Below are 12,452 nucleotides of genomic sequence, written 5' to 3' on the forward strand. Positions count from 1 at the left end.
CGGCCGTCTGCACCAAGAGTCAAGAGAAGGTAAAGTCGGAACTCGAACGTCACACCACTCGTTGAGTGGATATCAGCCAGTCATGAGAAGGGACCAACTACGGTGCGTGAAAGCAGCAATCCGGTGATGCGTGGTGTTGTGCGCAGCAACCAAGGCCCAGGCGGGTACGCCGGCTTTGGCGCTGGTGCGGCCGGCGCCGGCCAGGCCGCGCAATGGAATCAGCAGGCGGGTCAGCCCCAGGCCGATCCGTACGCACGTCCGGGGCAACCGGCCGGATCCCGAACCCTGACCATCGACGATGTCGTGACGAAGACTGCAGCCACCCTTGGTGTGCTCATCCTGTCGGCCGCTCTGTCGTACTACTTCACGAGCGTGAACGAGTCCTTGGCGACGCCGCTGATGCTCGTCGGCGCGCTCGGTGGCCTGGCGCTCGTGTTGGTCGCGACCTTCGGTCGTAAGCAGGACAACCCGGCGATCGTGCTCAGCTACGCCGTTCTCGAGGGCCTGTTCGTCGGCACCATCTCGTACGTGTTCGCCAACTGGGTGGTCGCCGGTGATGTCAGTGCGGGCGCGCTGATCGGCCAGGCCGTGCTCGGTACCTTCGGTGTCTTCGGCGGCATGCTGATCGTCTACAAGACCGGTGCGATCCGCGTCACCCCACGGTTCACCCGCATGATCTTCGCAGGTTTGATCGGCGTCCTGGTGCTGATCCTGGGCAACCTGATCATCGGTTTCTTCAACGGTGGTTCGGGTCTGGGACTGCGTGACGGTGGTCCGATCGCGATCATCTTCTCCCTGGTCTGCATCGCCCTGGCCGCGTTCAGCTTCCTCATCGACTTCGATGCCGCAGATCAACTGATCCGTTCCGGCGCTCCGTCGAAGGCGGCCTGGGGTATCGCCCTCGGCCTGACCGTCACCTTGGTCTGGCTGTACGTCGAGATCCTGCGCCTGCTCAGCTACTTCAACTCGGACTAGCGATTCAAACCACAAGAGCCCGCGACCGATCTGGTCGCGGGCTCTTGTGCTTGTGACAGGGTCAGCTCAGGCGCTCGAGCACCATTGCCATGCCCTGACCGCCACCGACACACATGGTCTCGACGCCGAGCGTCTTGTCCTGGGTGGTGAGGTTGTTGAGCAGGGTTGCGGTGATGCGGGCCCCGGTCATACCGAACGGGTGGCCCAGGGCGATCGCCCCGCCGGAGATATTGAGCTTGTCGTGGTCGATGCCGAGTTCGTTGGCAGATCCGAGGACCTGGACGGCGAACGCTTCGTTGATCTCGAACAGGTCGATGTCGTCGATGCTCAGGCCGGCGTACTTGAGGGCTTTGCGGACAGCCTCGATCGGGCCGAGGCCCATGATCTCGGGGGATAGGCCGGTGGCAGCGGTGGAGACGACGCGGGCCAGTGGGGTGAGCCCGAGTGCTTTGGCTTTGGTGTCGCTCATGATGACGAGCGCAGCGGCGCCGTCGTTGAGCGGACAGGCGTTGCCGGCGGTCACGGTGCCGTCAGGGCGGAAGACCGGCTTGAGTTGGCTGATCTTCTCGTAGGTGGTGCCGGCGCGAGGTCCGTCGTCGGTGTCGACGACGGTGCCGTCGGCGAGCGTGATGGGTTCGATCTCACGGGCGAAGAATCCTGATTTGATGGCCTCTTCGGCGCGGTTCTGACTGCGCACGCCCCAGTGATCCTGGTCTTCGCGGGAAATACCGGTGAAGGAGGCGACGTTCTCGGCGGTTTCGCCCATGGGGATGTAGACGTCGGGGAGCAGGCCCTGCTCGCGGGGGTCGGACCACTTGCCTGCGCCACCTTCGGCGGCTTTGGCGGTGCGGGCCATGGCGTCGGCGAACAGTGGGTTCTTGGTGTTGGGCCAGCCGTCGGCGTTGCCTGTTCCGAAACTCGACACGCTTTCCACGCCACCGGAGATGAACACGTCCCCCTCACCGGCTCGGATGGCGTGCATGGCCATGCGGGTGGTCTGCAGTGACGACGAGCAGTAGCGGTTCACGGTGACGCCCGGCACATGGTCGAGGCCGACCTGGACGGCCACCGACCGGGCGATGTTGAAACCGGCCTGACCGCCGGGCTGGCCCGACCCGAGGTGGAGATCGTCGATGTCGGCGCGGTCGAGTTCGGGGATCTTGTTCAGGACGGCTTCGACCATCTGACGGGCCAATTCGTCCGGGCGAACATCTTTGAGTGAACCTTTACCGGCTCGACCGATCGGTGAGCGGGCGGTGGCGACGATGACGGCCTCTGGCATGCGGACTCCTGTGAAAATAGGTTGGACGTGCAGCTTTGTAAGGTTTCGCGATCTGACGTTACGCCAGAGAAGGAACGCCGCGGAGACGGACCTCGAAAGCCGGCGCCGACCGGATCCGAGGCCCGTCTCATCGGCGCCGAGCGGCTCGATTCAGATAGGCCCGCGTCCGAGCCGACCACTTGTTGTCCTCGGCGATGGCGGACACCTCAGGCGGCTCGGGGAGAGGACCCGAGCCCCACTCGCCGAGCCCGGCCAGCACCGCCGGGAGGAGGATCTGCGCGGCGAGTTCATAACCGGCCGCGGACGGGTGGTACCGGTCGGCCGAGAGCATCCGATCGGGCGCGGCCAGGAACTCACGGGCCAGCAGGTCGGCCAGGGGGACCGGGGTGCCGCCCGCCGCCCGGGTCTCGATGGCCTGCGCGGCGGCCAATCGCAGACCGTACTGACGGATCACTGTGCGGAGCGGCTGCGGGATCGCCGCGATGACGCCGAGATCGGGACACGTTCCGACGACCACCAGGGCGCCGGCCTCGCGGAGTCGGCGGACAGCCGCTCCGAGCCGTTTGGCCGATGCCCGTACCCCGCTGGTACTCGTCACGTCGTTGGCCCCGATGAAGATGATCGCGATATCGGGCGGAGGTCCGGCGATCAGCATCGCGTCGACCTGCCCGGTCAGGCTCCGGGAGGTGGCTCCGACGATCGCTTTGGTACTCAGCCGGATTCGTTTGCCCGTTTCGTCTGTCAGCTTTCGGGTCAGTTGGACGCCAGGGGTCTCGTCGGCGATCTCGGCGCCGAGACCGGCAGCGGTCGAGTCACCGAACACCATCACATGCAGGTCGAAGTCTTCGCCGCGCCGCACCCGGAGCGGACCGAGCCCGTCCGGTCCGTAGATGCCATCGCCGTTCGGTGCGTTGTCCGTCCGGTGCGGGATCACAGTGCGGGCGGTGCGAGCCTGGCCGTTGAGGAATGTCCAGGCACCCCAGCCGGCCCCGGCAGTACCGGCGGTAGCGGCGGCGGTCGCCACCAGATCACGAGCAAGCCGACGCTTGGATCCGGACACAGCTCCAACATAATCGAAGCGGTCTGGAACGATGGACTCATGCGCATCGCAAGTCACGTGACCGACCTCATCGGCAACACCCCGCTGGTTCAGCTCAACTCCGTGGTCCAGCCGGGATCCGGCCTGGTCGCGGCCAAGGTCGAGTACCTGAACCCCGGCGGCAGCTCCAAGGACCGCATCGCGGTCAAGATGATCGACGCCGCAGAGGCCTCGGGAGAACTCAAGCCGGGAGGCACCATCGTCGAACCGACGTCCGGTAACACCGGCATCGGGCTGGCCCTGGTCGCTCAGCAGCGTGGGTACCACTGCGTGTTCGTGTGCCCGGACAAGGTAGGCGAGGACAAGCGCAACGTCCTCCGTGCGTACGGCGCCGAGGTGGTGGTGTGCCCGACGGCCGTGCCCCCGGAGCATCCCGACAGCTACTACAGCGTCTCCGATCGCCTGACCCGTGAGATCGAGGGCGGCTGGAAGCCGAACCAGTACTCGAACCCGGCCGGACCCGAAAGCCATTACGAAACCACGGGCCCCGAGATCTGGAACGACACCGACGGCAAGATCACCCACTTCGTGGCGGGTGTGGGAACCGGTGGAACCATCACCGGTGCCGGCCGCTACCTGAAAGAGATGTCCGGCGGCAAGGTCAAGGTCATCGGCGCCGATCCAGAAGGCTCGGTGTACTCCGGAGGCACCGGCCGTCCGTACCTCGTCGAGGGCGTCGGCGAGGACTTCTGGCCGAGCGCATACGACCCGGCCATCCCCGACGAGATCATCGCCGTCTCCGACGCCGACTCCTTCGAGATGACCCGGCGGCTGGCCCGCGAAGAGGGCCTCCTCGTCGGTGGCTCGTGCGGCATGGCCGTCGTCGCCGCCCTGCGCGTTGCCGAGCGGGAAGGTCCCGACGCGCTCGTCGTGGTCCTGTTGCCGGACGGTGGCCGCGGCTACATGGGCAAGATATTCAACGATCGCTGGATGAGCAGCTACGGCTTCTTGAGGACGCCGCTGGATGGCAAGGGTACGGTCGAACCGCTCGTCGGTGAGGTCCTGCGCGGAAAGTCGGGCGCTCTGCCCGACCTGGTGCACACCCACCCGTCCGAGACACTCCGGGACGCCATCGAGATCCTGCGTGAGTACGGGGTGTCGCAGATGCCCGTGGTCGGTGCCGAGCCGCCGATCATGGCCGGTGAGGTCGCCGGCGCGGTGACCGAGCGTGAGCTGCTCAGCGCGGTTTTCGAGGGCCGCGCGAACCTCGCGGACCCGGTCGGCGCTCACATGGGCAAGCCCTTCCCGCTCATCGGATCGGGGGAGCCGGTCTCGACCGCCACCAAGGCGCTCGGAGAGACCGACGCCCTGATGGTCGTCGAAGACGGAAAACCGATCGGCGTGATCACCCGTCACGACCTGCTGGGATTCGTCAGCGCAATCGCGTAGCGGCTTTTCTGCTCGGCCGCGGATTCGGGCAATTCACCGGGGCTCTACGCTGGATGACATGAGTGAGCAGCGCAGCAAAACCGACTCGCACAACTGGCAGGGATTCGCGACCAAGGCCATCCACGCCGGATACGAACCCGATCCGCTGACCGGCGCGGTGAACGTGCCGATCTACGCCAGTTCGACCTTCGCTCAAGACGGCGTCGGCGGACTCCGCGGCGGCTTCGAGTACGCGCGGACCGGCAACCCGACGCGACAGGCGCTCGAAGCCAACCTCGCGGCACTGGAAGAGGGCAGCTTCGGGCGGGCGTTCGCGTCCGGCATGGCTGCCACCGACGCGTTGCTGCGTGCAACCTTGCGTCCCGGTGACCACCTCGTCATCCCGAACGATGCCTACGGCGGCACCTTTCGGCTCATCGACAAGGTGTTCAGCCAGTGGGGGATCGAGTATTCGGTCGCACCTGTCACCGACGTCGACGCGGTCCGCGGCGCCATCCGTCCGAACACCAAGCTGGTGTGGATCGAGACCCCGACCAACCCGTTGCTCAACGTCGGCGACATCGAGGCGTTGGCAGGCGTCGCGCACGAGGCAGGCACCAAGCTCGTCGTGGACAACACCTTTGCCTCGCCCTATCTGCAACGTCCCCTCACCCTGGGTGCCGACGTGGTGCTGCACTCGACCACCAAGTACCTCGGCGGCCACTCCGACGTCGTAGGCGGGGCACTCGTCACCGACGATGAACAACTCGACACCGATTTGGCTTTTCTGCAGAACGGCGCCGGTGCGGTCCCCGGCCCGTTCGATGCCTATCTCACCCTCCGCGGAATCAAGACCCTTGCGGTCCGGATGGATCGACACAGCGACAACGCCGAGAAGATCGTCGAGTACTTGCTCTCGCACCCGAAGATCGACTCGGTGCTGTACCCCGGTCTGCAGTCACACCCCGGACACGCCGCGGCCGCCAAGCAGATGACTCGGTTCGGCGGAATGATCTCGGTGCGCGTGGCCGGCGGTCTGGAAGCCGCGCAGCAGTTCTGCGACCGCACAGAGGTGTTCACGCTGGCCGAGTCGCTCGGCGGTATCGAGTCGTTGATCGAACACCCGGGCGCGATGACCCACGCCTCGACCGCGGGGTCGCTGCTGGAGGTCCCGGACGATCTGGTGCGACTCTCCGTCGGCATCGAAGACATCGGCGACCTGCTCGGGGACATAGAAAACGCACTGGGTTGAATTTGCTCGCTGTGTTGAATTTGCTCGCTCCGCTCGCGGGGTCGTCGCGGCCCTGAGCGCGTCGTCTTCCTTCCTCCTCGCATCGCTTCGCTCGCTCCTCGTCTGTCCAGACAACGCGGGGCCGCGAGACCGTGGTGGTCGCCTGGCTCCGCTCGCTCCTCGTCTGTCCAGACAACGCGGGGCCGCGAGACCGTGGTGGTCGCCTGGCTCCGCTCGCTCTTCGTCTGTCCAGACAACGCGGGGCCGCGAGACCGTGGTGGTCGCCTGGCTCCGCTCGCTCTTCGTCAGTCCAGACATCGCGGGGCCGCGAGACCGCGGTGGTGGTTGGGAGTGGCCCGCGTCAGGCCGCATGCTCGGCATCGCGCCCCTAGGCTGGGGTGATGGTTGACTCGCGCGCGTTGATCGATGCAGCCCAGATCGATCGGGCTGTGCAACTGCTGGCACCGGCGATGCGTCGCACACCGATGGTCGCGTCCCGGGCGCTGTCGGAAAGATGCGGCCACGAGGTGTGGCTGAAATGCGAGAACCTCCAGCGCACCGGGTCTTTCAAACCGCGGGGTGCGTATCTGCGGATCGCGGGACTGTCCGACACCGAACGTGCCAACGGGGTGGTGGCCGCCAGCGCGGGCAATCACGCCCAAGGCGTCGCCTGGTCGGCAACCACGCTGGGTATCCGGTCGCGGGTGTACATGCCGATCGGGGCGTCGCTCCCGAAGATCGCGGCGACCAAGGCGTACGGCGCCGAGGTGATCCTCGAAGGCGAGTACGTCGACGACGCCCTCGAGGCCGCCCTCGCATACGCCGACGAGACCGGCGCTGTACTGATTCATCCGTTCGACCACCCCGACATCGTCGCCGGCCAGGCGACGGTCGGGATGGAGATCATCGAGCAGATGCCCGCCGTCGGGACTGTGCTCGTACCGCTCGGCGGTGGTGGGCTGCTGGCAGGTGTGGCGGCCGCGATCAAGCTCCACAAACCCGGTGTCCGGCTGGTCGGGGTCCAGGCGGCGGAAGCCGCGGCGTGGCCCGCGTCCCTGGCCTCAGGAAAGCCGCTGCGCGCGACGTCGATGAACACGATGGCCGACGGCATCGCGGTCGCCAAGCCCGGAGAGGTGCCGTTCGCCCACGTCTCCGACCTCGTGGACGAGGTGGTCACCGTCACCGAAGAGGCGATCTCGCAAGCACTGTTGCTGGTGCTCGAGCGCGCCAAGCTGGTGGTCGAGCCGGCCGGGGCGACGGCGGTGGCCGCCCTGACAAGCCTCGCTGATCTGCAGCTCGAGGGCGAGGTGTGCGTCGTGCTCTCGGGCGGCAACATCGACCCGCTGTTGCTCACCCAGGTCACCACCCACGGCCTGCGCGCAGCGGGCCGCTACATGACCATCACCGCCACTGTCTCCGACCGTCCGGGTGGACTGGTGGCCTTGCTGGCCCTGCTGCGCGATCTCAGCGCCAGCGTCGTCGACGTGATCCATTCCCGGGTCAGCGGCGAGCTGCGACTCGGCGAGGTACAGGTGACGGTGAGCCTCGAGACGAAGGGCCCTGACCACCAGGCCGAGGTCCGTCGCGCGCTCTCCGCGGCGGGTTACCTGGCGGACTGAGCACGGCGCTGTCCGATTTTCCATAGTCTCGTAGACATGGCTATCGATTACACGAAGCGTCCGCAGTCGAATCCGACTCCTCAGGCCCCGTCTCCCGCCGCGCCGCCCGCCGCACCGGCGGCGCCACCTGCACCGTCTTCCGTCGATCTCAGCAAGATCTCGCTGACCAAGAGCAGCCCCACGGTCAGTCTCGCCAAGGCGGGCGCATCCGGCGGCACCATCCGGATCAATTTGAACTGGGCACAGGGTTCGGGGGCGGGCGGTGGGTTCTTCAAACGCAAGAGCGGCGTGGACCTCGATCTCCGGTGTCTGTACGAGTTGTCCGACGGTTCTCTCGGTGGCGTCGGCGCCCTCGACCGCAACTTCGGTTCGCTCGAGAAAAGGCCATTCATCAAACTCGATCAGGATGACCGGTCCGGCAGCGCGGCCTCGGGCGAGAACATGTTCGTCAACCTGGCCGATCCGGGAGTGTTCCGGCGCATCCTGGTCTTCGCCGACATCTACGAGGGAAGCCCGAACTGGGCGGCCGTTGACGGTGTCGTGACCGTCGAGTCGCAGTTCGGCCCGCCCATCGAGGTCCGGATGGACTCTGAGAAGAACAGTCTGCGTACCGCATCGATCGCGTTGATCGAGTCAGGGCCACAAGGTGTGACGATCACCCGTGCCGTCGAATACTTCTCCGGGGGCGACAAGATGGACAAACATTTCCGCTGGGGTCTGAACTGGGGCCGCGGCAGCAAGTAGTGCTGACCTCGGCTCCTGGCCCGATTCGATGACACCGACCGGCGTGACAACCCGTGTTGATTTATCAACGGTCGTTGACAAGTTACGGTCGACCTTCTAGCGTCGTGAGAACACGTTGCAAGCTAGGAGCCAGAGATGACTGAAGCACTGAAGTACGTCCCGGAGCACACCAAGGCGACGACTGGCGACGATTACGCCCAGGTGCTCGACGATCTGTCGAGCGCGTCGGTGCACCGCAACTTCGACCCCTACATCGACATCGACTGGGATGCGCCCCACATGGCTGTCGTCCCGAACGATCCTCGCTGGGTCCTGTCCAAGGACGTCGACCCTATCGGCCGGCACCCTTGGTACCAGCAGCAGCCGCTCGACAAGCAGATCAAGATCGGGATGTGGCGACAGGCCAACGTCGCGAAGGTCGGCCTGCAGTTCGAATCCGTCCTCATCCGTGGCCTGATGCAGTACAGCTTCAAGATGCCGAACGGTGCCCCCGAGTTCCGCTACACCACCCATGAGTCAAAAGAAGAGTGCAACCACACCCTGATGTTCCAGGAGTTCATCAATCGCACCGGGGTCGATGTGCCCGGCGCCAAGATCGGCTACCGGATGATCTCACCATTGGTGCCACTGGCCTCGACCATCTTTCCGAGCTTGTTCTTCTTTGGCGTGCTCGGTGGCGAGGAGCCCATCGACCACATTCAGAAAGACTTCCTGCGCAATCGCGACGAGATGCATCCGACCATGATGGCCGTGATGCAACTCCACGTCGCCGAAGAGGCCCGCCACATCTCCTTCGCGCATCACCTGCTGCGGGAGACCATCCCGAACAAGAACTTCTTCCAGCGGTTCCTGCTGTCCCTGATGTTCCCGATCGTCATGCGGGTGTTGTGTGGCGCCATCGTGGTGCCGCCGAAGTCTTTCCAAAAGGATTTCAATGTGCCCGACGAGGTGATGGACGAGATCTTCTGGAAGTCGGAGAAGTCGAAGACATTCCTGCACAATGTGTTCGGTGACGTCCGAATGCTGGGTGAGCAGTGTGGCCTGATGAACCCGGTCTCGCGCTTCTTGTGGAAAATCCTGGGTATCGGGGGACGTCCGTCCCGGTTCCGCAGCGAACCCACCTACACGGCAGCGTAATCGGTGCCTCACGTCGTCACGCAGGCGTGCTGCGCGGATGCCTCGTGCGTGTACGCATGTCCGGTCAACTGCATCCACCCGACTCCGGACGAACCTGACTTCCTGACATCGGAGATGCTCTACATCGACCCTGCGACCTGCGTCGACTGTGGTGCGTGCGTGAGCGCGTGTCCGGTCGGCGCCATCGTCCCTGGGCACCGGATCGAGCCGAAAGACGAGCGGTACCTGCAGATCAACGCGGAGCACTACGAAGACGTCGCGCAGTCACCGGTACGATTCCCGGTCGACGCGAGCCTGCGATTGCCGCTGGCGCCCATCAGTGCCCCCAAGCCGATCGCGATACCGGGTGGCGGCGACATCCGGGTGGCAATAGTGGGATCAGGACCGTCGGCGATGTATGCCGCCGACGATCTTCTGCGGTATCCCAATGTTCGGGTCACCATGTACGAGCGCCTCGACAGGCCGTTCGGTCTCGCCCGTTACGGCGTTGCGCCCGATCATCTGTCGACCAGAAAGGTGATGGCCCTCTTCGACGAGATGGCGCGCAACGATCGGCTCGACATCATGCTGAACAGCGAGGTCGGCCGGGACATCGCACTCGACGACCTCAGCCGAGAGTTCCATGGCGTCATCTGCGCCGGTGGCGCGGGTAGTGACCGGCGGTTGGACATCCCGGGCGCCGACCTCGCCAACGTGGCCAGCGCCACCGAGTTCGTGGGCTGGTACAACGGCCACCCAGATCATGTGGATCGGACGTTCGACCTGTCGCAGCGCCGAGTGGTGCTCATCGGCAACGGTAACGTCGCCCTCGATGTCGCCAGAATCCTCACCACCGACCCCGACGACCTTGCCGCGACGTCGATCTCACCCGCCGCGCTGGCGGCGCTGAGGCGCTCGAAGGTCGAGGAGGTCCTGGTGGTCGGTCGACGGGGACCGCGCGATGCCGCGTTCACCCTGCCCGAGTTGGTCGGGCTGGCCGACGGTGGTGCACACGTGGCCATCGATCCCGATTTGATCCCAGCGGAGAACGTCGGCGAGGTCGACGACCACACGATCGCCTCGAAACTGACCGTGCTGTCCGAAATCGCCGGCCGCGCATCGGGATCCGGACCGGTGATCAGGTTCGGTTTCCTGCGGTCGCCGGAACGAATAACCTCCGACGCCACCGGGTCGGTCGCCGGCGTCACCTTCGGCATCAACAAGCCCGGACCCGGTGGCATCGGAATCGAATCCACGGGCAGCACCGAGACGATCGAAGCCGGCCTCGTCCTCACTTCGATCGGCTACAAGGGTGTCGAGGTTCCCGGTTTGCCGTTCGACCACGTCCGAGGTGTGATCCCCAATGAGGCGGGCAGGGTCGTGGGCGACAACGGGCCGATGACCGGTGTGTACGTCACCGGCTGGATCAAACGTGGGCCCTCAGGGTTCATCGGAACCAACAAGGCAGACTCCGCCGAGACGGTGTCGCAGTTGCGCACTGACCTCGAGGCAGGCCTGCTTTCCGCCCATTCGGAGCCGACCCGCCTCCGTCCGCGTCCGTTCCGACGCTGACATCCCTCACGCGGCATGAGACACCGCCCGATTGTCGGTCAGTAGTTCCCCGGGGTCGAGGATGACGGTGACCGCGCCAAGGGTCTGACCGACCCGCTCGAACAACCGGTTGACCTGGCGACCGTCAGACGGGTCCGCGACAACGCCGTAGACCAGACCACGCCGGGCGCCACTGAGCAGCGGAACGAGCTCGCGCACCGAATCACTCGTTAGCGCGGTGCGAACGTCGTTGTCGACGAGCCCTCGAACCAAGGTGCGGGTGCGTTCGGTGCCGTCGAGTACGACGAGAACTACGTCTGCTGATGTGACCATGTGGAGCCTCCTTGAGGTGTATCTGGGTTGGACGACTCCAGATAAGCGGCCCAGCCTCCGGACTTGATCAGTCGTCGCTGTGAATTGGCAGTGACTCGAACCGTGAGCGCACGCAGTTGATCCAACGTCGAGCATGCTGGTGCCCAGAAGGGTGGTGGGTTCTCCTCGCTCTTTTGGCGGTTGCGTTGTCGTTCTTGTTGGCGGTGTGGGTGCGGGTCTGTTGTCGGGTTTGTGGTGGCGGTTTGTCTCGGGGCCGCGGTGGGAAGGGTGTGCGATGTTCCCAATCGTCGAAGACGATGTGGCGTAGTCCTGGGAAGAGGTCGTCGCCGGTCCAGGCGGGTCCGTGGTAGGTGCGGCCTCCTGGGGTGGTGAAGAGTAGTCGGGTGCGGCCGGTGCCGGTGCCGGTGCCGGTGTCTGGGTATTGGTCGTCGAGCCAGTCGGAGTGGGTTTTGACCAGGTGGTGGAAGCGGCAGAGTGCTTTTATTTCGTCGGGGTGGGTGTGTCCGCCGTCGTCGGGGTTGTCGTGGTTGTACTCGCTGGTGTGGTCGAGGTCGGCGGTCCAGGCGGGTTGGTTGCAGCCGGGCCACATGCAGTAGAGGTCTCGCATGCGGATGAAGTCGTCGAGGACGGTGGAGGGGCGGTAGCTGTCTCCGGGTTGCACGACCGGGAGGGGGATGGCCTGCCAGAACGGTGGTGCGGCTGCCTCGGCGAGCATGTCGTCGTATCGCGGGGGTTCGGGTGCGCGGGAATACACGGTCGCGCGGGTCGGCCCGCGGTCGCGGTTGGGTGCCGCAGTGGGTGGGGGAGACGTTTGGCTCTGTCTCTCTGTCTCAGATTCGGGTTTGGCCCTCTCCGGCTCGGCCTTTGGCGTGGCCTCGGGGTCGGCTACATCGTGGCTCTCAGCCGCGGTTGCGGCGTGTTCGGCCGTGTGCTCAGCAGGGGCAGAAGTCTGGTTGGCCGCGGCTTGTTCTTGTTCAGCTTGTTCTTGTTCGGCGGCTTGGTCTTGGGCGTAGAGGTCGGCGTATTCGGCTTCGGCGCGTAGGTCGTAGTCGTTCCAGAGGGGTTCGGATTGTTCGTACTCGTTGCGCATCGGGCGCTGTTTTGTTTCGGGGCGGTCGGCGATGTCGCGGACAT

Annotated in this window: 10 protein-coding genes and 1 pseudogene; 7 read left to right on the forward strand and 4 right to left on the reverse strand. The window is 65.4% G+C overall.

From position 1 onward, the window contains the following. The first annotated feature begins 102 nt into the window (after positions 1 to 102). Positions 103 to 975, forward strand: coding sequence for a Bax inhibitor-1/YccA family protein (locus J3S28_RS23545; RefSeq protein WP_084894338.1), 873 nt, complete (start codon positions 103 to 105; stop codon positions 973 to 975). Positions 976 to 1,036: 61 nt separating this feature from the next. Here J3S28_RS23545 and J3S28_RS23550 read toward each other — a convergent pair whose 3' ends face one another. Beyond that, positions 1,037 to 2,257 carry an acetyl-CoA C-acetyltransferase gene (locus J3S28_RS23550; RefSeq protein ID WP_207843381.1) on the reverse strand — a complete coding sequence of 407 codons (1,221 nt, stop codon included), beginning with the start codon at positions 2,255 to 2,257 and terminating at the stop codon, positions 1,037 to 1,039. A gap of 127 nt (positions 2,258 to 2,384) precedes the next feature. Continuing rightward, positions 2,385 to 3,317 carry an SGNH/GDSL hydrolase family protein gene (locus J3S28_RS23555; protein WP_207843382.1) on the reverse strand — a complete coding sequence of 311 codons (933 nt, stop codon included), beginning with the start codon at positions 3,315 to 3,317 and terminating at the stop codon, positions 2,385 to 2,387. A gap of 39 nt (positions 3,318 to 3,356) precedes the next feature. Here J3S28_RS23555 and J3S28_RS23560 point away from each other — a divergent pair, with 39 nt between their 5' ends. The 6 genes from J3S28_RS23560 to J3S28_RS23585 all read left to right on the forward strand — a co-directional run bounded on the left by J3S28_RS23560 (position 3,357) and on the right by J3S28_RS23585 (position 11,006). Next, positions 3,357 to 4,745, forward strand: coding sequence for a cystathionine beta-synthase (locus J3S28_RS23560; protein ID WP_207843383.1), 1,389 nt, complete (start codon positions 3,357 to 3,359; stop codon positions 4,743 to 4,745). A gap of 58 nt (positions 4,746 to 4,803) precedes the next feature. After that, complete coding sequence (locus J3S28_RS23565) at positions 4,804 to 5,976, forward strand: cystathionine gamma-synthase (protein WP_207843384.1); 1,173 nt, start codon at positions 4,804 to 4,806, stop codon at positions 5,974 to 5,976. A gap of 380 nt (positions 5,977 to 6,356) precedes the next feature. Beyond that, positions 6,357 to 7,574 carry a threonine ammonia-lyase gene (gene ilvA, locus J3S28_RS23570; RefSeq protein WP_207843385.1) on the forward strand — a complete coding sequence of 406 codons (1,218 nt, stop codon included), beginning with the start codon at positions 6,357 to 6,359 and terminating at the stop codon, positions 7,572 to 7,574. 36 nt (positions 7,575 to 7,610) lie between these two features. Beyond that, positions 7,611 to 8,318: a Tellurium resistance gene (locus tag J3S28_RS23575; protein WP_207843386.1), complete on the forward strand. Its 708-nt coding sequence runs from the start codon at positions 7,611 to 7,613 to the stop codon at positions 8,316 to 8,318. Positions 8,319 to 8,453: 135 nt separating this feature from the next. Beyond that, positions 8,454 to 9,455 carry an AurF N-oxygenase family protein gene (locus J3S28_RS23580; protein WP_207843387.1) on the forward strand — a complete coding sequence of 334 codons (1,002 nt, stop codon included), beginning with the start codon at positions 8,454 to 8,456 and terminating at the stop codon, positions 9,453 to 9,455. Between the two features lie 3 nt (positions 9,456 to 9,458). Continuing rightward, positions 9,459 to 11,006, forward strand: coding sequence for an FAD-dependent oxidoreductase (locus J3S28_RS23585; RefSeq protein ID WP_207843388.1), 1,548 nt, complete (start codon positions 9,459 to 9,461; stop codon positions 11,004 to 11,006). Positions 11,007 to 11,012: 6 nt separating this feature from the next. Here the strand turns inward: J3S28_RS23585 and J3S28_RS23590 are convergent, their stop codons facing one another. After that, complete coding sequence (locus tag J3S28_RS23590; protein ID WP_207843389.1) at positions 11,013 to 11,318, reverse strand: hypothetical protein; 306 nt, start codon at positions 11,316 to 11,318, stop codon at positions 11,013 to 11,015. 67 nt (positions 11,319 to 11,385) lie between these two features. Continuing rightward, a pseudogene (locus tag J3S28_RS23595) lies at positions 11,386 to 12,452 on the reverse strand (hypothetical protein); the annotation flags it as partial.

It is taken from the genome of Williamsia soli, assembly GCF_017377795.1.
Classification (GTDB): domain Bacteria; phylum Actinomycetota; class Actinomycetes; order Mycobacteriales; family Mycobacteriaceae; genus Williamsia; species Williamsia soli.

What these genes read in the sequence shown, in the direction of transcription:
- J3S28_RS23590 (WP_207843389.1), bottom strand. Translation starts at nt 11,318, where the DNA reads ATGGTCACATCAGCAGACGTAGTTCTCGTCGTACTCGACGGCACCGAA.
- ilvA (WP_207843385.1), top strand. Translation starts at nt 6,357, where the DNA reads ATGGTTGACTCGCGCGCGTTGATCGATGCAGCCCAGATCGATCGGGCT.
- J3S28_RS23560 (WP_207843383.1), top strand. Translation starts at nt 3,357, where the DNA reads ATGCGCATCGCAAGTCACGTGACCGACCTCATCGGCAACACCCCGCTG.
- J3S28_RS23580 (WP_207843387.1), top strand. Translation starts at nt 8,454, where the DNA reads ATGACTGAAGCACTGAAGTACGTCCCGGAGCACACCAAGGCGACGACT.
- J3S28_RS23575 (WP_207843386.1), top strand. Translation starts at nt 7,611, where the DNA reads ATGGCTATCGATTACACGAAGCGTCCGCAGTCGAATCCGACTCCTCAG.
- J3S28_RS23565 (WP_207843384.1), top strand. Translation starts at nt 4,804, where the DNA reads ATGAGTGAGCAGCGCAGCAAAACCGACTCGCACAACTGGCAGGGATTC.
- J3S28_RS23550 (WP_207843381.1), bottom strand. Translation starts at nt 2,257, where the DNA reads ATGCCAGAGGCCGTCATCGTCGCCACCGCCCGCTCACCGATCGGTCGA.